This is a genomic window from Kitasatospora sp. NPDC041917 (assembly GCF_055589745.1).
The window spans coordinates 86,467-109,726 of the sequence record NZ_JBVJBI010000028.1; the positions used below are offsets into that span (position 1 = coordinate 86,467).

General features: G+C 73.4%; 13 protein-coding genes and 1 rRNA gene. 3 read left to right on the forward strand and 11 right to left on the reverse strand.

Annotation, left to right across the window (positions count from 1 at the left end; all coding sequences use genetic code 11):
• Positions 1-85: 85 nt before the first annotated feature.
• The gene (locus ACZ6EM_RS28400) at positions 86-4,819 is read left to right on the forward strand and encodes an ATP-dependent helicase (RefSeq protein ID WP_465773545.1); all 4,734 of its coding nucleotides are present in this window, start codon (positions 86-88) and stop codon (positions 4,817-4,819) included.
• A 94-nt stretch (positions 4,820-4,913) separates the two neighbouring features.
• Here the strand turns inward: ACZ6EM_RS28400 and ACZ6EM_RS28405 are convergent, their stop codons facing one another.
• The 9 genes from ACZ6EM_RS28405 to ACZ6EM_RS28445 form a co-directional block, all read right to left on the reverse strand.
• Entirely contained in the window at positions 4,914-5,222 is a 309-nt protein-coding gene (locus tag ACZ6EM_RS28405) for a hypothetical protein (RefSeq protein WP_465773546.1), read from the reverse strand.
• A gap of 55 nt (positions 5,223-5,277) precedes the next feature.
• Entirely contained in the window at positions 5,278-5,646 is a 369-nt protein-coding gene (locus ACZ6EM_RS28410; RefSeq protein WP_387694057.1) for a helix-turn-helix domain-containing protein, read from the reverse strand.
• A gap of 318 nt (positions 5,647-5,964) precedes the next feature.
• A complete protein-coding gene (locus ACZ6EM_RS28415) occupies positions 5,965-6,426 on the reverse strand; it encodes a CinA family protein (RefSeq protein ID WP_359913911.1) in 462 nt (153 codons plus the stop codon).
• Positions 6,427-6,509: 83 nt separating this feature from the next.
• Positions 6,510-7,148 (reverse strand): CDP-diacylglycerol--glycerol-3-phosphate 3-phosphatidyltransferase, encoded by a 639-nt coding sequence (gene pgsA / locus ACZ6EM_RS28420; protein ID WP_465773547.1) that lies wholly within the window; start codon positions 7,146-7,148, stop codon positions 6,510-6,512.
• On the reverse strand, positions 7,145-8,665 hold the full coding sequence (gene rimO / locus ACZ6EM_RS28425) for a 30S ribosomal protein S12 methylthiotransferase RimO (protein WP_401048230.1): 1,521 nt from the start codon (positions 8,663-8,665) through the stop codon (positions 7,145-7,147). The genes pgsA and rimO overlap by 4 nt, the downstream gene beginning before the upstream one ends.
• 96 nt (positions 8,666-8,761) lie before the next feature.
• A complete protein-coding gene (locus tag ACZ6EM_RS28430; RefSeq protein ID WP_387694053.1) occupies positions 8,762-9,625 on the reverse strand; it encodes a helix-turn-helix domain-containing protein in 864 nt (287 codons plus the stop codon).
• Positions 9,626-9,906: 281 nt separating this feature from the next.
• Positions 9,907-12,579: an FtsK/SpoIIIE family DNA translocase gene (locus tag ACZ6EM_RS28435; protein ID WP_452180524.1), complete on the reverse strand. Its 2,673-nt coding sequence runs from the start codon at positions 12,577-12,579 to the stop codon at positions 9,907-9,909.
• A 146-nt stretch (positions 12,580-12,725) separates the two neighbouring features.
• Complete coding sequence (locus tag ACZ6EM_RS28440; RefSeq protein WP_359913916.1) at positions 12,726-13,364, reverse strand: response regulator; 639 nt, start codon at positions 13,362-13,364, stop codon at positions 12,726-12,728.
• A 311-nt stretch (positions 13,365-13,675) separates the two neighbouring features.
• Positions 13,676-18,277 (reverse strand): HAMP domain-containing protein, encoded by a 4,602-nt coding sequence (locus ACZ6EM_RS28445; RefSeq protein WP_465773548.1) that lies wholly within the window; start codon positions 18,275-18,277, stop codon positions 13,676-13,678.
• 481 nt (positions 18,278-18,758) lie between these two features.
• Between ACZ6EM_RS28445 and ACZ6EM_RS28450 the strand changes: the two genes are divergently transcribed.
• Both ACZ6EM_RS28450 and ACZ6EM_RS28455 read left to right on the forward strand, forming a co-directional pair.
• The gene (locus tag ACZ6EM_RS28450; protein WP_452180523.1) at positions 18,759-21,320 is read left to right on the forward strand and encodes a SpoIIE family protein phosphatase; all 2,562 of its coding nucleotides are present in this window, start codon (positions 18,759-18,761) and stop codon (positions 21,318-21,320) included.
• Positions 21,321-21,680: 360 nt separating this feature from the next.
• Complete coding sequence (locus ACZ6EM_RS28455; protein WP_401047942.1) at positions 21,681-22,244, forward strand: GPR1/FUN34/YaaH family transporter; 564 nt, start codon at positions 21,681-21,683, stop codon at positions 22,242-22,244.
• 20 nt (positions 22,245-22,264) lie between these two features.
• On the opposite strand, the gene ACZ6EM_RS28460 is transcribed toward ACZ6EM_RS28455, so the two are convergent.
• Positions 22,265-23,110: a phosphatase PAP2 family protein gene (locus tag ACZ6EM_RS28460; protein ID WP_465773549.1), complete on the reverse strand. Its 846-nt coding sequence runs from the start codon at positions 23,108-23,110 to the stop codon at positions 22,265-22,267.
• 59 nt (positions 23,111-23,169) lie between these two features.
• Positions 23,170-23,260, reverse strand: a 5S ribosomal RNA gene (gene rrf, locus ACZ6EM_RS28465); the annotation flags it as partial.

Sequence of the window (23,260 nt, forward strand, 5' to 3'; positions counted from 1 at the left end):
CCCGCCCGCCCCCGCCCGGACCGCCCGCCCGGACCCCCGTCCCGGCCCACCTCCACTTGTCGGTCCCACCCGGCACCATGGGGGCATGGCGCCCCAGCACCCGACCCCGCCCGCCGACGACCCCCTGGCCGGTTTCGCCCCGGCCACCCGGGCCTGGTTCACCGGCGCCTTCTCCGCCCCCACCGCCGCCCAGTCCGAGGCCTGGCGGGCCATCCAGCGGGGGACGGACGTCCTGGTGGTCGCCCCCACCGGCTCCGGCAAGACGCTGGCCGCCTTCCTCTCCGCCCTCGACCGCCTCAGCACCACCCCGCCCCCCGCCGAACCCAGACGCCGCTGCCGGGTCCTCTACGTCTCGCCGCTCAAGGCGCTCGCGGTGGACGTCGAACGGAACCTGCGCGCCCCGCTGGCCGGCCTGCGCCAGGCCGCCGTCCGGCTCGGCCTGCCCGAACCGGAGGTCCAGGTCGCCATCCGCTCCGGCGACACCCCGGCCGCCGACCGCCGCCGCTTCGCGACCCACCCGCCGGACATCCTGATCACCACCCCCGAGTCGCTGTTCCTGCTGCTCACCTCCGCCTCCCGGGAGGCCCTGCGCGGCGTGGACACGGTGATCCTGGACGAGGTGCACGCGGTCGCCGGCACCAAGCGCGGCGCGCACCTCGCGCTCAGCCTGGAGCGGCTGGACGAGCTGCTGGACCGCCCGGCCCGCCGGATCGGCCTGTCCGCGACGGTCCGCCCGGTCGAGGAGGTGGCCCGCTTCCTGAGCCCCCGGCGCGGCGCCGCCGTGGTCCAGCCCGCCTCCGAGAAGGACTTCGACCTCTCGGTGGTCGTCCCCGTCCCCGACCTGGACGACCTGCCCGCCGCCCCGGCCACCGGCGGCTCCACCGGCACCGACCCGCAGCGGCTGGGGGCACCTCCCGGCCGCCAGGCCGGGGGCGCGTCGATCTGGCCGCACGTCGAGGAGCGGATCGTCGACCTGGTCGAGGCGCACCGCTCGACCATCGTCTTCGCCAACTCCCGCCGGCTGGCCGAGCGGCTGTGCAACCGGCTGAACGAGATCGCCTACGAGCGCGCCACCGGCACCGCCGTCCCCGGGGCGCACGCCCCGGCCGAGCTGATGGGCGGCTCGGGCGCGGCCAAGGGCGCGCCCCCGGTGATCGCCCGGGCCCACCACGGCTCCGTCTCCAAGGAGCAGCGGTCGCTCGTCGAGGAGGAGTTGAAGGCCGGCCGGCTGCCCGCCGTGGTCGCCACCTCCAGCCTGGAGCTGGGCATCGACATGGGCGCCGTCGAGCTGGTCGTCCAGGTCGAGTCCCCGCCCTCGGTCGCCTCCGGCCTGCAGCGGGTCGGCCGGGCCGGCCACCAGGTCGGCGCCGTCTCCACCGGTGTCTTCTTCCCCAAGTACCGGGGGGACCTCGTGCAGTCCGCCGTGGTCACCGAGCGGATGCGGGCCGGCCGGATCGAGTCGCTGCGCATCCCGCGCAACCCGCTGGACGTGCTCGCCCAGCAGCTGGTCGCGATGACGGCCCTGGACGTCTGGCCGGTGGACGAGCTGCTCGCCGTGGTCCGCCGCGCCGCCCCCTTCGCCGCCCTCCCGCAGTCCGCGTTCGACGCCGTGCTCGACATGCTGGCCGGCCGCTACCCCTCGGACGCCTTCGCCGAGCTGCGCCCCCGCCTGGTGTGGGACCGGGTGGCCGGCACGGTGACCGGCCGCCCCGGCGCCCAGCGGCTGGCCGTCACCTCCGGCGGCACCATCCCCGACCGCGGCCTGTTCGGCGTCTTCATCGTCGGCACCACCGCGTCCGATTCGAAGACGGGGAAGAAGGGCGGCGGCCGGGTCGGGGAGCTCGACGAGGAGATGGTCTACGAGTCCCGCGTCGGCGACGTGTTCACCCTCGGCACCACCTCCTGGCGGATCGAGGAGATCACCCACGACAAGGTGCTGGTCACCCCGGCTCCCGGCGTCCCCGGCCGGCTCCCGTTCTGGAAGGGCGACACCCTCGGCCGTCCGCTCGAACTCGGCCGCGCCCTCGGCGCCTTCACCCGCGAACTGGGTGCCCTCCGGCCCGAGGCCGCCACCGAGCGCCTGCAGCAGGCCGGCCTGGACGACTGGGCGGCCGCCAACCTGCTGGACTACCTGGCCGAGCAGCGCGCCGCCTGCGGCCACCTCCCGGACGACCGCACCATCGTGGTCGAGCGCTTCCGGGACGAGCTCGGCGACTGGCGGATCGTCATCCACTCCCCCTTCGGCGCCCAGGTGCACGCCCCCTGGGCGCTCGCCCTCGGCGCCCGGCTGCGCGAGAAGCACGGCCTGGACCCGCAGGTCATGCACGCCGACGACGGCATCGTGCTGCGCCTGCCCGACGCCGACCTGCTGGCCGCCGACTTCGACTTCGGCGGCCCCCCGGAGCAGGCGGTCGCGGACGAAGCGCCGGTCGGCGCCGACGCCGCCCTGTTCGACCCCGGCGAGATCGAGCAGCTGGTCACCGACCAGGTCGGCGGCTCCGCCCTGTTCGCCTCCCGCTTCCGGGAGTGCGCCGGCCGCGCCCTGCTGCTCCCCCGCCGCAGCCCCGGCCGCCGCACCCCGCTCTGGCAGCAGCGCCAGCGCGCCGCCCAGTTGCTCGAAGTCGCCTCCGAGTACGGCTCGTTCCCGATCGTCCTGGAGGCCGTCCGGGAGTGCCTGCAGGACGTGTTCGACGTCCCCGGCCTGGTCGAACTGATGGGCGATCTGGAGTCCCGCGCCGTCCGCCTGGTCGAGGTCACCACCGCGGAGCCCTCGCCCTTCGCCCGCTCGCTGCTGTTCGGCTACGTCGCCCAGTTCCTCTACGAGGGCGACTCCCCGCTCGCCGAGCGCCGTGCCGCCGCCCTCTCGCTCGACTCCCGGCTGCTGTCCGAACTCCTCGGCCAGGCCGAGCTGAGCGAACTGCTCGACCCGCAGGTGCTCACCGAGCTGGAGGCCGAGCTCCAGCGCCTCACCCCCGAGCGCCGGATCAAGGACGCCGAGGGTGTCGCCGACGCCCTGCGCCTGCTCGGCCCGCTCACCGAGGCCGAGTTGACGCTCCGCGGCGCCGATCCGCTCTGGGCCCTGGAGCTGGAGGCGGCCCGCCGGGTGATCCAGGTCCGGATCGCCGGCGAGCAGCGCTGGACGGCGATCGAGGACGCCGGACGGCTGCGCGACGCGCTGGGCACGCCGCTGCCGGTGGGTGTCCCGGAGGCCTTCACCGAACCGGTCAAGGATCCGCTGGGCGATCTGATCGCCCGCCACGCCCGCACCCACGGCCCGTTCACCGCCGCGGAGGCCGCCGCCCGCTACGGCCTGGGCGGCGCCGTGGTCGCCGGCACCCTGCACCGCCTGACCGCCGCCGGCCGTCTGGTCCAGGGCCGCTTCAGGCCCGCCGAGAGCCACACCGCCCCCGAGTGGTGCGACGCCGAGGTGCTGCGCCGGTTGCGCCGCCGCTCGCTGGCGGCCCTGCGCCAGGAGGTCGAGCCGGTCCCGCCGCGCGCCCTGGCCGCCTTCCTGCCGCAGTGGCAGCACCTGTCCGGCCACCGGCTGCGCGGCCCGGACGGCCTGCTGCGGGTGGTCGAGCAGCTCCAGGGCACCGCCCTGCCCGCCTCCGCGCTGGAGAAGCTGATCCTCCCGGCCCGGCTCACCGACTACTCCCCCGGTCTGCTGGACGAGCTGATGGCGGCCGGCGAGGTCGGCTGGTGCGGGGCCGGCGCGCTGCCCGGCAAGGACGGCTGGCTCAGCCTGCACCTCGCCGAGAACGCCCACCTGCTGCGCCCCGAGCCCGTTCCGCCCGCGCTCACCCCGGTGCACAGCGCCCTGATGTCCGCGCTGGCCGGCGGCTACGGCCTGTTCTTCCGCCAGCTCGTCCAGCAGTTGCCGGAGGAGACCGCCGAGGCGGAGATCGTCGAGGCGCTCTGGGACCTGGTCTGGGCCGGTCACGTCACCAACGACACCCTCGCCCCGCTGCGCGCCCTGCTCGGCTCCGGCCGGACGGCCGGCGCCACCGCCCACCGCGCGCCGAGGTCCACCCCGCGCGGCCGCTACGGCGGCGCCGGCCGCGCCTTCGGCCGGGTCGGCGGCGCCCTGCGCAGCGGCCCGCCGACGGTGGCCGGCCGGTGGTCGCTGCTGCCCGCCTTCGCCGCCGACCCGACGGTCCGGGCCACCGCCCGGGCGCAGAGCCTGCTGGACCGGCACGGCCTGCTCACCCGGGGCACGGTGGCGGCCGAACGGGTGCCCGGCGGCTTCGCCGGCGTCTACCGGGTGCTCGCCGCGATGGAGGAGCGCGGCCGGGCCCGCCGGGGCTACTTCGTCGAGGGCCTGGGCGGCGCCCAGTTCGCCATGGAGGGCGCGGCGGACCGGCTGCGCTCGGTGAACGGCCGGCTGGAGCGGGCCCGGGCCGCCGAGTGGCCGGCCGCCCCGGTGGGCGAGCCGCCGCAGACGCTGGTGCTGGCGGCAGCGGACCCGGCCAACGCGTACGGCGCCGCCCTGCCCTGGCCCGAGCCGCCCACCGCCCCCGGCGGCAAGGAGTCCACCGCCCACCGCCCGGGGCGCAAGGCGGGCGCCCTGGTGGTCCTGGTGGACGGCGAGCCGGCGCTGTACGTCGAGCGCGGCGGCAAGTCCCTGCTGGCCTGGCCGCAGGACGGAGCCACCCTGGCCCTGGCGGCCGGGGCGCTCGCGGCCGCCGTCCGGGAGGGCGCGCTCGGCAGCGTGACGGTCGAGCGGGCCAACGGCGAGCCCGCCCTCGGCTCGGATCTCGGCCGCGCCCTGGAGGAGGCCGGCTTCCACGCCACCCCGCGCGGCCTGCGCCTGCGCCCCTGACCGCGCGGTTCCGGCCCCGCCGCGGGGGCCGGCGGGGAACGCCGAAAGGCCGGAGGCCGCGGGGTCGGGCCCCGCGGCCTCCGGCCCCGTCGAATCACCCGGTCGGCGGCGGCTGTACCTCCACCGGCTCCACCGGTGCCACCGGCTCCGCGCGCGGACGCCGGGCCGGTCCGGTCGCGTTCCAGTCGGCGTGGACCGGGATGAGACCGAGTCCCCAGCCGCCGGCCGCGAGCAGCCCCAGCACCGCACCGTCGGTCAACTGCCCCCGGACCACCAGGAGCCACCAGGCGAGCCCGGCCGCCGAGAGCACCAACAGCCGGCGCACCGGACGCCGTACCCGGGTGGACAGCCGCGCCCGGGCCCGTATTCGGGCCATCGGGCGCGTCTGCGCGTCTGTTCGCACGACCGCCCTCCCTTCGCTCGCCCCGGGCAGGGGCGCCCGGGAGTCGAGGCCGGGATCAGGCGGCGACCACGTCCATCGCGGCGGCCTTGGGCGACAGGGTCGCCCGGTCGGTGCCGGGGGCGGGCAGCGGAACCGGTTCGAGTACCGGCCTCAGCAGATCACCTTCGGAGAGGGTGGCCATCGCCGCAAGTTCGGCGAGCGACAGTTCGTCGCTGACCTCGCGCATGACCTCGGACATCCGGACATCGAGTGCGTCGCAGATGGCGGAGAGCAGCTCCGAGGACGCCTCCTTCTGTCCCCGCTCGACCTCGGAGAGGTATCCGAGCGAAACCCTGGCGGCCGCCGACACCTCGCGGAGTGTGCGGCCCTGGCGCTGGCGCTGCCGACGCAGTACATCGCCCAGTAGGCGACGAAGCAGGATCATCGGTGCCTCCCTCCTCGGACTGCGGATCGAGATGTCACGACCCCACCGTACCGCCTTGCCCGCTTCGCGTGCGGGGACCCTGGTCGTGTTCACTCTGGGCTGCAAGGCCGTCCCCCTCCTCGTTCCGGTGTCGCACCGGGGTTCGCGGGCCCTTCGTGGTACCCGTCGCGACCCGCCCCGCCACCGTCACGCAACTCGTTCGCCACCTGGTTTCTGCCCAACCAGGGTGTTGGATGTAACACGATCCTCCAGCTGTCCCATACCCGCGCACCGGATCGCCGGATCCCGGTTCGGTGGAGATCCCCGCCCGGCGGGCTCCTACCGTGCGAACCGACCGACCAGCAGCTCCAGCGCCGCGGTCACCGCCCCGTGACGGATTGTGGCACGACCGCCCGACAGCAGGGGAGAACTGACCAGAGTTCCCCCCGGGCCGGCGACCGCCAGGTGCACCGTGCCCACCGGCCGCCCGTCCTGCGGGTCGGGCCCGGCCACCCCGGTCGTCGCGAGCCCGTACGTGGCCCCCAGCAATCCGCGCACGCCCTCGGCCATCTGCCGGGCCACCACCGGATGGACCGGCCCGTACACGTCCAGCAGGCCCTCGTCCACCCCGAGCACCGAGGCCTTCAGTTCGGTCGCGTACGCGGTGACCGAGCCCCGGAAGGTCGCGGACGCCCCGGGGACGTCCACCAGCGCGGCGGCCAGCAGACCCCCGGTCAGCGATTCGGCGACCGCCAGTGTGCCGCCCTCGGCCCGCAGCGCGGCGTGCGCCCGCTCGGCCAGCTCGTAGTCCCGCTCCGCCGCGTCCCGCTTCGCCACGTCCCGCTCCGCCACGTCCCGCTCCGCCACCCGGTCTCCCCCGTCGCTCAGCGGCCGGCCCGGGCCGCGGCCTGTCCCTCGCGGCGCAGTCGCAGCGCCTGTCCGATGTAGTCCAGCGCGGTGCCGACGGTCAGCAGTACCGCCACGCCCATCAGCACGGCCCGCCCGGTGGCCAGCCAGCCGGTCAGCGGCAGCACGTACATGCCGACCGCGGTGCCCTGGGTGAGCGTCTTGAGCTTGCCGCCGCGGCTGGCCGGGATGACGCCGTAACGGATCACCCAGAAGCGCATCAGCGTGATGCCGAGCTCGCGGGCCAGGATCACCACGGTGACCCACCAGGGCAGGTCGCCGAGCACCGAGAGGCCGATCAGCGCCGAGCCCATGATCGCCTTGTCGGCGATCGGGTCGGCGATCTTGCCGAAGTCGGTGACCAGGCCCTTGCGCCGGGCGAGCTCGCCGTCGAACAGGTCGGTGATCATCGCGATCGCGAACGCCGCCCAGGCGACCGCGCGCCACTTGGGGTTGTGCCCGTCGTCGGCGAACAGCAGGGCCACGAAGACCGGCACCAGCAGCACCCGGACCATCGTGAGCACGTTGGCGATGTTCCAGACCCCCGGGGCGGACGCCGCCGCGGCCACCGGTCTGCCCGGGTGGGCCGCGGCCGGGGCGACGGGCCCCTTGGTCATTCCCCGACTCCCGAGACCTTGGCCCCCGCGACCTCGGCGCCCGGGGTCCTGGGCGGTCGCACCTGCTCCAGCGCCTCGGCGATCAGGTCGACGCCCTCGCTGGCGACCACCTTGGCCCGCCAGAACTGGCCGATCCCGGGCGCCTCGACGCCGGTGAGGGTGGTCAGGCCGTCGGTCTCCGGGGCCTGGTGCGCGGAGCGGCCCTCGACCACGCCGTCCTCGACCGACTCGATCAGCACCTCGACCTCGGTGCCGATCCGCTGCTCGGCCCGCTGGGCGGTCATCTCCTCGGCCAGCCGGCTCAGCCGGTCCAGACGGTCGGCGATCACGTCCTCGGCGAGCTTGCCGTCGTAGGTCGCGGCCTCGGTGCCGTCCTCGTCCGAGTAGCCGAAGACGCCGATCGCGTCCAGCCCGGCATGGGTGACGAAGCGCTCCAGCTCGGCGAAGTCCTCCTCGGTCTCACCGGGGAAGCCGACGATGAAGTTGGACCGGGCGCCGGCCTGCGGGGCCTTGCCGCGGATGGTCCCCAGCAGTTCCAGGAACTGGTCGGTGGAGCCGAAGCGGCGCATCCGGCGCAGCACGGCGGGTGCCGAGTGCTGGAAGGACAGGTCGAAGTAGGGCACCACGTCGGCGGTCCCGGTCATCGAGTCGATCAGGCCCGGGCGCATCTCGGCCGGCTGGAGGTAGGAGACCCGGACCCGCTCGACGCCCTCGATCGCGGCGATCTCGCCGAGCAGCGTCTCCAGCAGCCGGATGTCGCCGAGATCCTTGCCGTACGAGGTGTTGTTCTCGCTCACCAGGACGATCTCGCGCACGCCCTGCCCGGCCAGCCACTGGGCCTCGTTCAGCACGTCGGAGGGGCGCCGGGAGATGAAGGAGCCGCGGAAGGCCGGGATGGCGCAGAAGGAGCAGCGGCGGTCGCAGCCGGAGGCGAGCTTGACCGAGGCCACCGGGTTGTCGTCCAGCCGCTTGCGCAGGGTGCGCGGGCCGGAGGCGGGGGCGAGGCCGTCGGGCAGGTCGGTGATCGGCTCGGCGGGGGCCTCGGCGCCGTGGCCGGGCAGCGCGACGGCCTCGGCGGCGGACTGCCGCTCGGCCGGGCTGACCGGCAGCAGCTTGCGGCGGTCGCGCGGCAGGTGCGGGGCGTGGTGGCCGCCGGAGAGGATCGTCTGCAGGCGGTCGGAGATGTTGGTGTAGTCGTCGAAGCCGAGCACGCCGTCGGCCTCGGGCAGCGCGTCGGCGAGCTCCTTGCCGTACCGCTCGGCCATGCAGCCGACCGCGACGACGGCCTGGGTGCGGCCGTGTCCCTTGAGGTCGTTGGCCTCCAGCAGGGCGTCCACGGAGTCCTTCTTGGCGGCCTCGACGAAGCCGCAGGTGTTGACCACGGCGACGTCCGCTTCGGCGGCGTCGTCGACGAGCAACCAGCCGTCGGCTTCCAGTCGCCCGGCGAGTTCCTCGGAGTCCACCTCGTTGCGGGCGCATCCGAGCGTGACAAGGGCGACAGTACGGCGTTCAGGCATAGGCCCAAGATTAACGCGCGGGCTCCGGTGCCGTTGGCCCCGGAGTCCGCGCGCCTCGGATCAGCTGATCATCAGCGGGCCGTCCGGCCCCTGTGGTCAGCCAGCCTGCGGGTCTCCGGGGGTGTACGTGACGTGCACCACCTGGCCGTCCTTGCCGAGGAGGCCGAGGTCCTTCCCGTTGACGTACGCGTGCACGGCCCCGCCGTTGCCGAGCACCAGCTTGATCTGCCGGGGGTCGGTGAAGGTCTGGTCCTGGCCGTTGCTGATGTTGTTCTGGAACAGCGACTTGCCGCTGCCGTCCATCGCCGAGACCCAGCTGGTGCCCTCGGCGACCAGCTTCACGGTGACCTTGTCGGCCGGGACGGCGGCGATCGCGGCGGCGCTGGGCACGGGAGCCGGCGGCTGGACGGCGGGCGTGGCGGCGGGGGCCACCGAGCCGGTCCCCGAGCCGCTGGGCAGCGGCGCGCTGGCCGAGCCGGTGCTGCCGCGCCCGCCCGTGCCGCTGACCAGGTTGAAGCCGATCAGCGCGACCACGGCGACGATCGCGGCGACCATGGCGGCCGCCCAGTTCGGCCGGCCGCGGCGGGGCACCTTGATCGGGCCGCTGTCGATCAGCTGGGTCGCCGGGCGCCTGGCGGCGGGCGGGCCGCCGTGCGCGGCGTCGTACCGGGCAACCAGGGCCTCGCCGTCCAGGCCGACCACCCGGGCGATCAGGCGGATGTGCCCGCGGGCGTAGAAGTCGCCGCCGCAGCGGGCGAAGTCGTCCGCCTCGATGGCATGGACGATCGGCACCCGGACCCGGGTGGCGGTACTCACCTGGTCCACCGTGAGCCCCGCGTCGATCCGGGCGGTGGACAGCACCCGACCGATGCTCGGGGCATCGGCCGCCTGCACCACGTCGTCGGCCGGTTCGAGGGACGGCATGGTGTTCTCGCGGTCGGAGGACTTGCCGATGGTCACGGGGCACGCCTTTCGAGCGGATGGCCACCTGCTGGGGAACAGTCTAGGGGCGTGGGCGGATCGTTTCTCAAGCGGAACGGGCCGAATGCGCACTCCCGGTCCGACCGGGGTCCGGCACCGAGCCGACGGGCCGTCAGCGCGGCCGCGCGGGGAACCCGGGGTCCGCTTTCCGCGGTGTGACGCGGTGTACGCACGTTCGGTTCCCCACGCGGCGCCTACCCTCCTCCGAACGAGTGACACCTCGCCCAGGACACGGGCCGGGCCCCGACCGGGCCCGCCCGTCAGCCCCGAAGGGTGATCAGCACCCCGTCCAGCTCGTCCGGCTTCACCAGCACGTCGCGGGCCTTGGAGCCCTCGCTCGGACCGACGATCCCGCGCGACTCCATCAGGTCCATCAGCCGGCCCGCCTTCGCGAAGCCGACCCGGAGCTTGCGCTGGAGCATCGAGGTCGAGCCGAACTGGGTGGAGACCACCAGCTCGGCCGCCTGGATCAGCAGGTCCAGGTCGTCGCCGATCTCCTCGTCGATCTCCTTCTTCGGCCCGCCCCCGACCGTCACGTCGTCCCGGTAGACGGCGGTCAGCTGGTCCTTGCAGTGCTGCACCACCCTGGCGATCTCCGCCTCGGTGACGAACGCGCCCTGCATGCGGATCGGCTTGCTGGCGCCCATCGGCAGGAAGAGCGCGTCGCCCTTGCCGATCAGCTTCTCCGCGCCGGGCTGGTCCAGGATGACCCGGGAGTCGGCCATCGCGGAGGTCGCGAAGGCCAGCCGGGACGGCACGTTGGCCTTGATCAGGCCGGTGACCACGTCCACCGAGGGCCGCTGGGTGGCGAGCACCAGGTGGATGCCGGCCGCGCGGGCCAGCTGGGTGATCCGGACCACCGAGTCCTCGACGTCGCGCGGCGCGACCATCATCAGGTCGGCCAGCTCGTCGACGATCACCAGCAGGTACGGGTACGGCGTCAGCTCGCGCTCGCTGCCGAGCGGCGGGGTGACCTTGCCGGCCCGCACCGCCGCGTTGAAGTCGTCCACGTGCCGGAAGCCGAACGCCGCGAGGTCGTCGTAGCGCATGTCCATCTCGCGCACCACCCACTGGAGGGCCTCGGCGGCCTTCTTGGGGTTGGTGATGATCGGCGTGATCAGGTGCGGGATGCCCTCGTACGCGGTCAGCTCGACCCGCTTGGGGTCGACCAGCACCATCCGCACCTCGTCCGGGGTGGCCCGGGCGAGGATCGAGGTGATCAGGCAGTTGATGCAGGAGGACTTGCCCGCACCGGTCGCGCCGGCCACCAGGATGTGCGGCATCTTGGCGAGGTTGGCCATCACGGTGTGGCCCTCGACGTCCTTGCCCATGCCGACGACCATCGGGTGGGTGTCCTCGGCGGCCGTGCGCGAGCGCAGCAGGTCGCCGAGGTTGACCATCTCGCGGTCCCGGTTGGGGATCTCGATCCCGACCGCGGACTTTCCGGGGATCGGGCTGATGATCCGCACGTCCGGGCTGGCCACCGCGTACGCGATGTTCTTGGCGAGCGCCGTGATCCGCTCCACCTTGACGGCCGGCCCGAGCTCGACCTCGTAGCGGGTGACCGTCGGCCCCCGGGTGAAGCCGGTGACCTTGGCGTCCACCTTGAACTCGGCGAAGGTGCCGGTGAGCTGGGCGACCACCTCGTCGTTGAGGGCGCTGCGGGCCTTGGCCGGGCCGCCGCGCTCCAGCAGGTCGAGCGAGGGCAGGGCGTAGGTGACGCCCTCGCCGAACTGCAGCTGCTCCATCCGCACCGGCGCCGCGCCGTGCTCCTCGGGCGCGCCCGGGCCGCCGCTGCGGGCGGCGGGGACGGCGGCCTCCTCCGGCGGGGCGGTGCGGTCCTGCACCTGGTGCATCATGTCCGCCACCGCGGAGGAGGCGGGCACGCCGTAGACCAGGGCGCCGTCCAGGTCCGCGGCCGCGCCGGCGGCGAGGTCGCGGGTGGCGTACGGGTCCAGCGGCTCCTTGTCCAGGGAGATCCGCTCGGCGTCCTCCGGCTCCTCGGCGGGCTTGCGCCGGCGGCGGCGCCGGCGGGCGGCCACCTCGTCCGAGGGGTCGTCACCGCCGGTGTCCACGGTGAACGGCAGCGCGTCGGGGTCGGCGTCCTCCGGCGGGTCGGTGGACAGCTCGCGCTCCGGCGCGCGCCCCCACCGCTCGTCCTCCGGCCCGGGCTCGACCACACCCAGCCGTATGCCGATCCCCCGCACCCGCTCGCCGATCCGGTTGATCGGGGTGGCGGTGACCACCAGCAGGCCGAAGAAGGCCAGCAGCAGGAGCAGCGGCACGGCGAGCGCCGGCCCGGCGGCGGCCATCATCGGGGTGGACGCGGCCCAGCCGATGATTCCGCCGGCCGCCCTTATCCGGGAGGCGCCGCTGCCCATCATGGGCGCGCCGCAGCCGATGTGGACCAGGCCGAGGACGCCGACCAGCAGCGCGCTCAGCCCGATCATGATCCGCCCGTTGGCCTCCGGCAGCTCCGGGTGGCGCCAGAGCCTGATCGCCATCGCGGCCAGCAGGAACGGCACCAGCACGTCGAGCCGGCCGAACAGCCCGGACACCACGGCGGTGGCCCCCTCCCCCAGCCAGCCCTGCGGGCTGAACCAGGTGCCGGCCGCGGTCACCAGCGCGAGCGCGAACAGCAGCAGGCCCACGCCGTCCTTGCGGTGGTCCGGATGCAGGTTCTTGGCGCCGTCGCCGAAGCCCCGGAAGATCGCCGCGATCGGGCTGGCCAGGGCGTTGAGCGCGCCCATCAGCACCGATCTGGACGGCTTCGGCGCGGGTGCGGCCGGCTTGGCCGCCGCCTTCTTCGCGGGAGCCGCCTTCCCGGCCGCCGCCTTCTTCGCGGGCGGCTTGCCCGGGGCCTTCGCCGCGGCCTTCCCGGACGCTCCCGGACTCGACTTACGTGCTGCGTTCCCGGGCGTGCGAGTGGCCATGGGTCAGCAGCCTACCGGGGCCGGCGACCACTGCACATGTGCCCGAGCCCGGGCGCCGGGACGTGTCGCAGACACACCGTCACCCTGACCGGGATTCACCCGGTCGCCACACCGGACCACCCGGACGGGTGAACCCCGGCAGGGGATCAGGAACTGCCCGGGCGCATCGCGTCCAGGGCCCGGCGCAGCCCGGCGAGCTTGCGCTCCAGGTGTGCCGCGGTGGCGGCCACCCCGGCGTCCTCGCCCCCGTCCAGCTGCTTGCCGAGCGCCTCCGCCTGCTCCTCGACCGCCGCCAGCCGCGCGGACAGCTCACCCAGCAGCGCCCCGCCGAGGGCCCGCTCGTCGCCGCCCTCCTCCAGCTGCAGGCGCAGCAGCGCGGCCTGCTCCTTCAGCTGGCAGTTCTTCGCGTACAGGTCGACGAAGACGGAGACCTTGGCGCGCAGCACCCACGGGTCGAAGGGCTTGGAGATGTAGTCCACCGCGCCGGCCGCGTAGCCGCGGAAGGTGTGGTGCGGGCCGTGGTTGATCGCGGTCAGGAAGATGATCGGGATGTCCCGGGTGCGCTCGCGGCGCTTGATGTGGGCGGCGGTCTCGAAGCCGTCCATCCCCGGCATCTGGACGTCCAGCAGGATCACCGCGAAGTCGTCGGTGAGCAGCGCCTTCAGCGCCTCCTCACCCGAGGCCGCACGGACCAGTGTCTGGTCCAGGGCCGAGAGGATCGCCTCCAGCGCCAGCAGGTTCTCCGGTCGGTCGTCGACCAGGAGGATCTTGGCCTTCTGCATCAGGGCTCGCCCTCCTGTCGCCTGCCTGCCGCCCGGTGCAGGCACCCGCGTACTGCCCACCGCTACCCCGGTCATGCTAGCCGCACCCCCTCGCCCGGCACATCGCCCCGTCGTGACCCGATCCGGGGCGGCGCGCAGCCAGTGCTCCGGCGCACGCTCAGCAGCGTGTCGCCATCCGGTCACTGTTCGCAACGATCGGTGACCCTACCCGGTTCCCGGGCCCGACCGCCAGCAAACCGGCCGACCGGCCGACGTGAACCCCGGGGCCCGGTCGGGGCTTCACGCCTCCCCCCGCGACCACGCGCGGTCCGCGTTCACGCGCGGTCCGCGTTCAGCCACTCGCGCATGACCGACAGCAGGTGGTCGGTCTCCACCGGCTTGGTGATGTGGTCGGTGGCACCCGCCTGCAGCGACTTCTCCCGGTCGCCCTTCATCGCCTTGGCGGTCAGCGCGATGATCGGCAGGCCCGCGAACTGGGGCATCCGGCGGATCGCCTCGGTGGTCGCGTAGCCGTCCATCTCCGGCATCATGATGTCCATCAGGACCAGCGCCACGTTCTCGTGCTGCTCCAGCATCTCGATGCCCTCGCGGCCGTTCTCGGCGTACAGGACGGTCAGGCCGTGCTGCTCCAGCACGCTGGTGAGGGCGAACACGTTGCGGACGTCGTCGTCCACGATCAGCACCTGCTGGCCGTCGAAGCGCCGGCCGCCGTTGACCGGGCGGGGCTGGAGGGGCTCCGCCGGCCGCGGTCCGGCGGCGCTCTCCAGGGCGGCGCTGCGCCGGCGCTCCACCGCGCCGCGGCGGCGCTCCTCGGCCAGCTCGCGGACCTCCTGGGCCCAGTGGTCGGCCGGGTTCTCGCCGACCGGCACCGGCAGGCCCACCGGGGTCACCCCGACCGAGGCGCGCGGCGCCAGGCCGGCCGGCACGGTCGAGCGGGGGTCGCCGACGGCCTCCGGGGCCTCGGTGCGCAGCGGCAGGTAGAGCGTGAAGGTCGAGCCCTTGCCCAGCTCGCTCTCGGCGTGGATCTCGCCGCCGAGCAGCCGGGCGATCTCGCGGCTGATGGACAGGCCGAGGCCGGTGCCGCCGTACTTGCGGCTGGTGGTGCCGTCGGCCTGCTTGAACGCCTCGAAGATCTCGCGCAGCTTGTTCCCGGGGATGCCGATGCCGGTGTCGGAGACCGCGAAGGCGATCAGCTCGTCGTCCGGGCCCTGGATCGAGCCGGACTCCAGCAGCCGCTCGCGCACGTCCTGCGGGACCTCCCGGCCGGCCGGGCGGATCGAGAAGTCGACGGCTCCGGCGTCGGTGAACTTCACCGCGTTGGAGATCAGGTTGCGCAGCACCTGCTGGAGCCGCTGCTCGTCGGTGTGCAGGGTGACCGGCAGGGCGGGCGAGACCCGGACGGCGAAGTCCAGGTTCTTGTCCAGCGCGACCGGCTGGAAGGTGGCCTCGACGTAGTCGACCAGCTGGACCAGCGCGATCCGGGCCGGGCGGACGTCCATCTTGCCGGCCTCGACCTTGGACAGGTCGAGGATGTCGTTGATCAGCTGGAGCAGGTCGGAGCCGGCGCCGTGGATGGTGTCGGCGAACTCGACCTGCTTCGGCGAGAGGTTGCCCTCGTTGTTGTCGGAGAGCAGCTTGGCCAGGATCAGCAGCGAGTTGAGCGGGGTGCGCAGCTCGTGCGACATGTTGGCGAGGAACTCGCTCTTGTACCGGGAGGCCAGGGCGAGCTGCTCGGCGCGCTCCTCCAGGACCTGCCGGGCCTCTTCGATCTCGCCGTTCTTGATCTCGATGTCGCGGTTCTGCTGGGCGAGTTGCTCGGCCTTCTCCTGCAATTCCTCGTTGGTGCGCTCCAGTTCCTCCTGGCGGGCCTCCAACTCGGCTGACCGCATCGAGAGTTCGGCGGTGAGGCGCTGGGACTCCAGCAGCAGGCCCTCGGTCTTGGTGTTGACGCTGATGGTGTTGACCGTGACGCCGATGAGGTCCGCGATCTGGTTCAGGAAGTCCAGCGCGACGGTGGTGAAGGAGCTGAAGGTGGCCAGTTCGATCACGCCCAGCAGCCGGCCCTCGAACAGCACCGGCAGCACCACGATGTGGGCCGGGGAGGCCTCGCCGAGTCCGGAGGCGATCTTCAGGTACCCGGGCGGCGCCTCCTTGAGGATGATCGCCCGCTTCTCCACCGCGGCCTGGCCGATCAGCGACTCGCCGGGGCGGAAGGTGGTCGGCATCGCCCGCCGCTGGTAGCCGTAGCTGCCGATCAGGCGCAGCACGGTGTCGTTCTCGTCGTCGTCCTCGGTGATCAGCTCGGCGGTGCGGCCGGCCGGCTGGGCGAGGAAGAAGGCTCCGTGCTGGGCGGAGACCACCGGGGTCAGCTCGGTCATGATCAGCGAGGCGACCGCCTCCAGGTCCCGGCGGCCCTGGAGCAGACCGGAGATCCGGGCCAGGTTGGTCTTGAGCCAGTCCTGCTCCTGGTTGGTGCGGGTGGTCTCGCGCAGGTTGGCGATCATCTGGTTGATGTTGTCCTTGAGCTCGTCGAGCTCGCCCGCGGCGTCCACGTCGATCCGCAGGCTCAGGTCGCCCCTGGTGACCGCGGTGGCGACCTGGGCGATCGCGCGCACCTGCCGGGTCAGGTTGTTGGCCAGCTCGTTCACCGACTCGGTGAGGTCCTGCCAGGTGCCGTCCACGCCGGGCACCCGGGCCTGGCCGCCGAGCCGCCCGTCGGTGCCCACCTCGCGGGCCACCCGGGTCACCTCGTCGGCGAAGGCCGACAGCTGGTCGACCATGGTGTTGATGTTGGTCTTGAGCTGGAGGATCTCGCCGCGCGCGTCGACGTCGATCTTCTGCGAGAGGTCGCCGCGGGCCACCGCGGTGATCACCAGCGCGATGTTCCGCACCTGGCCGGTGAGGTTGTTGGCCATCTGGTTGACGTTGTCGGTCAGGTCCTTCCAGATGCCGGCCACGCCCGGCACGCTGGCCTGGCCGCCCAGGGTGCCGTCGGTGCCGACCTCGCGGGCCACCCGGGTGACCTCCACCGCGAAGGAGGACAGCTGGTCGACCATGGTGTTGAGGGTCGCGGCGAGCGCCGCCACCTCGCCCTGGGCGTCGATGGCGATCTTCTTGGAGAGGTCGCCGCGGGCCACCGCACCGGCGACCTCGGCGATGTTGCGCACCTGCCCGGTCAGGTTCGACGCCATGAAGTTGACGTTGTCGGTCAGGTCCTTCCAGATGCCCGACACCCCTCGCACCCGGGCCTGGCCGCCCAGGATGCCCTCGGTGCCCACCTCGCGGGCCACCCGGGTCACCTCGTCGGCGAACGCCGACAGCTGGTCCACCATCGTGTTGACGGTCGTCACCAGCTCCAGGATCTCGCCCCGGGCGTCGACGGTGATCTTCTTGGAGACGTCGCCGCGCGCCACCGCCGTGGTCACCTCGGCGATGTTCCGGACCTGGCTGGTCAGGTTGTTGGCCATCAGGTTGACGGAGTTGGTCAGGTCCTTCCAGATCCCGGCCACGCCGGGCACGCTGGCCTGGCCGCCGAGGATGCCCTCGGTGCCCACGTCCCGGGCGACCCGGGTCACCTCGTCCGCGAAGGCGCCCAGCTGGTCCACCATCGTGTTGATGGTGTTCTTCAGCTCAAGGATCTCCCCGCGCGCGTCCACCTGGATCTTCTGCGACAGGTCGCCCTTGGCGACCGCGGTCGTCACCTGGGCGATGTTGCGCACCTGATCGGTGAGGTTGTTCGCCATGAAGTTGACGTTGTCGGTCAGGTCCCGCCAGACCCCGGCCGCCCAGGGCACCTGCGCCTGACCGCCGAGCCGTCCCTCGGTGCCCACCTGACGGGCCACCCGGGTCACCTGCTCGGCGAAGCCGGAGAGCTGGTCGACCATCGTGTTGATGGTGTTCTTCAGCTCCAGCATCTCGCCGCGCGCGTCCACCTCGATCTTCTGCGACAGGTCGCCCTTGGCCACCGCGGTCGTCACCTGGGCGATGTTGCGCACCTGGCCGGTCAGGTTGTTCGCCATGAAGTTCACCGAGTCGGTCAGGTCCCGCCAGACCCCGGCCACGCCCGGCACCTGGGCCTGCCCGCCGAGCCGGCCCTCCGTCCCCACGTCCCGGGCCACCGTGGTGACCTGGGCGGCGAACCCGTTCAGCTGGTCGACCATCGTGTTGACGGTGTTCTTCAGCTCCAGCATCTCGCCGGCCACCTCGACGGTGACCTTGCGGGACAGATCGCCCTTGGCCACCGCCGTGGTCACCTGGGCGATGTTGCGCACCTGGGCGGTCAGCCGGCCCGCCATGGTGTTGACCGAGTCCGCCAGGTCCTTCCAACTGCCGGACACGCTGCGGACCTTGGCCTGGCCGCCGAGCTTGCCCTCGGTACCGACCTCGCGGGCCACCCGGGTCACCTCGTCGGTGAACTCGGAGAGCTGGTCCACCAGCCCGTTGACGGTCCGCCCGATCTTCAGGTACTCGCCGCGCAGCGGGTGGCTCACCCCGTTGCTGTGCAGCGAGCGCAGCTCCATCTTCTGGTCCAGGTCGCCCTCGGCGATCGAGGTGAGCACCCGGCCCACCTCGGCCATCGGGCGGGCCAGGTCGTCGATCAGCGCGTTGCAGTTGTCGACCGCCGCCATCCAGGCGCCCTCGCCCGCGCCGGTCTCCAGCCGCTCGTTCAGCCGGCCCTCGCGGCCCACCGCGCGCCGGACCCTCGCCAGTTCACCGGTCAGGTGCTGGTTGCGCTCGGCGACCTCGTTGAACACCGCGGCGATCTCGGCCAGCGGCCCGTCCCCCGGGACGGTCAGCCGGCGGCGGAAGTTGCCGTCCCTCATCGCGGTCAGCGCCGACAGCAGCTTGCGCAGCTCGGCGGGCTCCGCGCCACGATTGTGGCCCGGCGCCCGTCGGCCGGCCGCGTTCCGCGGCACGGCCCCGGGGCGTCCACCGCGCGCAGTGGGCGGCGTCGTTCCGGTTGCGTCCTTGGTGGCCGAACTCAACGGGCCCCTCCCACATCGTGAACTGTCCGGTGACCGACCGTGCCGGTGCGGCACGCACCCGGGCACCGGCCCGGCTGGGCTGCGTGCCGACGGTCCGCGACGCGCCGGCACCCACACGACCGTACTGCTCGCACCGACCGTCGCGGACCCCCCAGTCTGGCAGCACCGGCACCGGGTGCACGGCCGGTTGCGCTCGGTTCGTACCGCACCGTCCGAAACAGGTGGGCAGAATCACCCTCAGGTGCCTGTTTCGACTCCCCGTCCCCACGGGGAACCAAGCGGAAAGTAGGGTGGAGCGCTGCACCGGGCCACGACCCGACCCAGCGCCGCCGCTCACCCCGACGGCGCGCACGGGGATTCGGCGCCGCACCCCGGACAGCCAGGGCAAGAGCAGCAGAGGAGAAGTGGCAACGTGGTCACCGCGCGCGCAGCCGCCACCTTCGATCCCGACGGCCGGTCCGCGGCCGCCGCACGGGGGTTCATCCGGGACGCGCTGCTCGGCTGGGGCCTGCCCGAGGTCGTCGACGACGCGGTCGTGCTGGTCAGCGAGCTCGTCACCAACGCCGTCGTGCACGCCGGCACCGCCGCGGAGGTCTGCTGCCTGCGCGAGGAGGAGAGCGTCCGGATCGAGGTCACCGATCACCACCCCGAGCGCGGCCTGCCCTCGCTCGGCGACGGTCCGGTCACCGGCTCCGACCGCTACGCCGACCCGGACGGCGAGGGCGGTCGCGGCCTGCTGATGTGCTCCGCCCTCTCGGAGCGGTGGGGCGTCGAGTACGCGGCCGGACGCAAGACCGTCTGGTTCCGCCTCGCGCTGCCCGTACACGTGTCCGGGACCCGCTACGCCGTTCCCGCGACCCCCGGCAGCGATCTGCCCAGCGGCCCCGGCCCGGTGCGCGTCGCCGTCGTCCAGCTCGACGAGGACGGCCGGGTGCTGGCCTGGAACCCGGACGCCGAGGCGCTCTTCCAGTACCCCGCCGGGGCCGTCCTCGGCCGCCCCTGGGCCGACCTCGCGGTCTGGCCCAAGTCCCCCGCCCGCGGCCTCGGCCTGACCGACACCCTGCGGATGGCCCGCTGGGAGGGCGGCTACGGCATCCGCCGCCAGGACGGCCAGGAGGTCGAGGTGTACGGCGTCCAGGTCCGGCTGCGCGACACCGAGGGTGTCCCCTCCACCCTCTGCCTGCTGGTCCTCGAACCCGACCGCGCGGTGCTGCGCTCCCCCGCCCGGGCCCTGCCCGGCGAGCGCCCCGACCCGGCCGGCCCCCGGCTCGACCTGCTGGCCGGCCCGGTCGCCACCGACGACCTCGACACCCTGCTCCAGCGCACCGTCGAACGCGCCCGCGACCTGCTCGACGGCGACGCCGCGTACCTGCTGCTCACCACCGACGACGAGGCCGAGTTCGAGGTCCGCGCCGCCACCGGCCTCACCTCCGGACACCGCAGGCACACCCGCTTCCCGGTCGGCACCGGCAACCGCTACGACTCCGCCCGGCTGCCCTCCGTCCACGAGGACCTCTCCGCCCGGCCCACCGGCCTGCCACTGCTCTCCGACAGCGGCATGCGCTCCCTGATCACCGTCCCGCTCAAGGTCGAGGGCCGGCTGATCGGTTCGCTGGGCATCGCCGCCGCCGTGCCCGGCCGCTACGACAACGAGGACGCGCTGCGCCTGCAGTTCGCCGCCGACCGGGTCGCCCTCGCCGTCGAGAGCACCCGGCTGACCGAGCTCGAACAGCTGCGCCGAGGCTCGCTCTCCTTCCTGGTCGAGGCCTCCGACCTGCTGGCCGGCACCCTCGAACACGAGCAGACCCTCGCGCTGATGGCCCAGATGGCCGTCCCCACCCTCGCCTCCTGGTGTGCCGTCTACACCACCGCCGACCGCTCCTCACCGGCCAGGCTCGCCTTCGTCCTGCACGAGGACGAGGACCGCATCGACCCGCTGCGCGACCTGCTCGACAAGACGCCCGTACCGGAGGCCGGCCCCGCCCACGGCGTCCGGTTCTGGACGGCCCTCGCAGAGTCCGCCGAGGCGGGCGGCCTCGCCGACAGCCCGGAGCTCGCCGGCCTGCTCGGCGAGACCGTCGTCCTCGCACTGACCGCCCGCAACCGCGTCATCGGCCTGCTGGTGCTCGGGGTCCCGGCCGGCGTCGGATTCCGCCAGGAGATCCTCGAACTCGCCGAGGACCTCTCCCGCCGGGCCGCCCTCGCCCTGGACAACTCCCGCCTCTACTCCGAGCGCACCGCCACCAGCCAGGCCCTCCAGCGCAGCCTGCTCCCGCCGGACCTGCCGGAGATCCCCGGCGTCGAGGTGGACGTCTACTACCAGGCGGCCGGCGAGGGCAACGAGGTCGGCGGCGACTTCTACGACCTGTTCACCATCCGCGAGGGCACCTACGGCTTCGCCATCGGCGACGTCTGCGGCACCGGCCCCGAGGCCGCCTCGGTCACCGGCCTGGCCCGGCACTCGCTGCGGCTCCTCGCCCGCGAGGGCCTGGACGCCCCGCAGGTGCTGCGCCGGCTCAACGCGGCCATCCTGGACGAGGGTTCGCGCAGCCGCTTCCTCACCCTGCTCTACGGCGAGCTGACGCCCCGCCCGGACGGCAGCACCGAGCTCTCCCTGGTCTGCGCCGGCCACCCGCTGCCGCTGCGGCTGCGCACCGACGGCCAGGTCGACCGGGCCGCCACCCCGCAGCCGCTGCTCGGCGTCATGGAGGACCTCGACCTCACCGCCGAGCACCTGGTGCTCGCCCCCGGCGAGGTCCTGCTCTGTGTCACCGACGGGGTCACCGAACGCCGCGAGGGCCGGCGGATGCTGGGCGACGACGGCCTCGCCGAGGTGCTCACCGGCTGTACCGGCCTGACCGCCGGGGCGGTCGCGGCGAGGGTGCAGCGTGCGGTCGAACGCTTCGCCCCGGAGCCGCCGTCCGACGACATGGCGATCCTGACCCTCCGGGTGCCCACCCAGCGCAAGACCTGAGCGTCCGGCGGGCCGGCGCATGCTGGCGAGTGTCGGCGCGGCGTCGGTGCCTTGCTGGCGCCGTGCTGGGCCGTGCTGACGCCGTGCTGGGCCATGCTGACGCAGTCACAAATTGTTATATTCACAAGGGTACAAGCGAAACTGGGTCGGGTAGACCGATCTCACCGGAGATTCCCTCCGGCGGGGGCACGACCAGCGGCTCTCCGCTGGCCCACCACTTCCGATGGCCCCTCACTTCCGACCGCAGCCCGCGCACACTCACAACCGTGCGCCTTCGGCGCGGTCGCGCGCATCCACTCATCGAGACGACACCACAGCGTCACTGCGCCCTGCGCGCGCCCAGAGTGAAAGGAGCCTCCGGTGAGCAACGACGCTTCCGGGGCAACGAACGCCCGCTCCACCGGAGCCGACGCGGGTAACCTCGGCTACCTCGCGCTCGGTCTCACACTGCTCGCCTACGGCCTGCTCTCCACCGGCATCCTGCACGGCGCCGGAGCCGGGAACGCGGCCCACCTCGCCCATATCCTCGGCGGCGTCACCCTCTTCATCGCGGGCCTCTGGCAACTCCGCGGCGGCGAGGGCTTCACCGGAACCGCCTTCACCACCCTCGGCGCCTTCTGGGCGACCTGGTCAACTGCCGCAGGGGCGGGCAAGAACGCCGCCGGACTCTTCCTGCTGCTGTGGGCCCTGCTCGCCCTCACCCTCACCGCCGCGAGCTGGGGTTCGGGCCTGCTCGGCCGCGCCGTCTACGGCCTGCTGACGGTCTCCCTGCTGCTCTCCGCCATCGCCACCTTCGGCGGCTACGGCGGCCTGGCCAAGGCCGCCGGCTGGATCGCGGCCGTCTCCGGGCTGGCCGCCTGGTACTGGGCCACCTCCGCACTGAGCAACGGCTCCTGGGGAAAGATCGCCCTGCCGGTCAAGTAACCGGCCGGGAACGACCTCGGTCAGCCCACCTGCTCCAACTGCTCCTCGGCGGTGCCGCGGGGCCTGGCCTCCGTCCCGACGGAGGCCCGGCCCCGTCGGCGTGCCGCCAACGCCAGCACGGCGTAGGCGAGGAGCAGGATCACCACCGCCACGATGCCGTCCAACCAGAAGTGGTTCGCCGTCACCACCACCACGGCCACCGTCAGCACCGGATGCAGCACCATCACCCATCGCAGTGAACTGCGCGACACCCGGATCACCGCGACCGCCGCCAGCACGCACCAGGCGACGTGCACCGAGGGCATCGCCGACAGCTGATCGGCCACCACCACACCGCCGACCGCGCCGCCGTAGACCGACTGCCCGTACTGGGCGGCCACGTCGACGAAACCGCTCTCCGGCAGCATCCGCGGCGGCGCCACCGGGATGAACTGCACCAGCAGGCAGACCGCGGTCGTGATCACCACCGTGTTGCGCACCCACGCGTAGCGCTCGCGGTGCCGCACGAACACCCAGAGCAGCACGCCCAGCATCACGGCGAAGTGCATGGCCGCGTAGTAGTAGTTCGCCAGCCTCACCAGCACCGGGTACGGCGTGACCGCCCGCTGCCAGGACGCCTCGTCCGGCAGCCCGACCACCTGCTCGGTGTGGTGGATCCAGCTCGCGCGGTCCAGCGCGTGGTCCGTACTCATCACCGAGAGGTGCCCGACCAGCTGCCAGAGCGCGAACAGCGCCAGCAGCGTCCCGGCCTCCCGCAGCAGCGCGGACAGCGCCGGCTTCCGGCCCTTCGCCGCGGCGTACGCGCCCGCGTGGAGGCCGATGGCGGCGGCCCCGGCGGACTGCCAGGTCAGGGTCAGGTTCTGCATTGGCAGAGGGTAACGCAAAAAGCCCCTTCCCGGTTGGGAAGGGGCTTTTCGGAATAATTGTTCGGCGGCGTCCTACTCTCCCACAGGGTCCCCCCTGCAGTACCATCGGCGCTGTAAGGCTTAGCTTCCGGGTTCGGAATGTAACCGGGC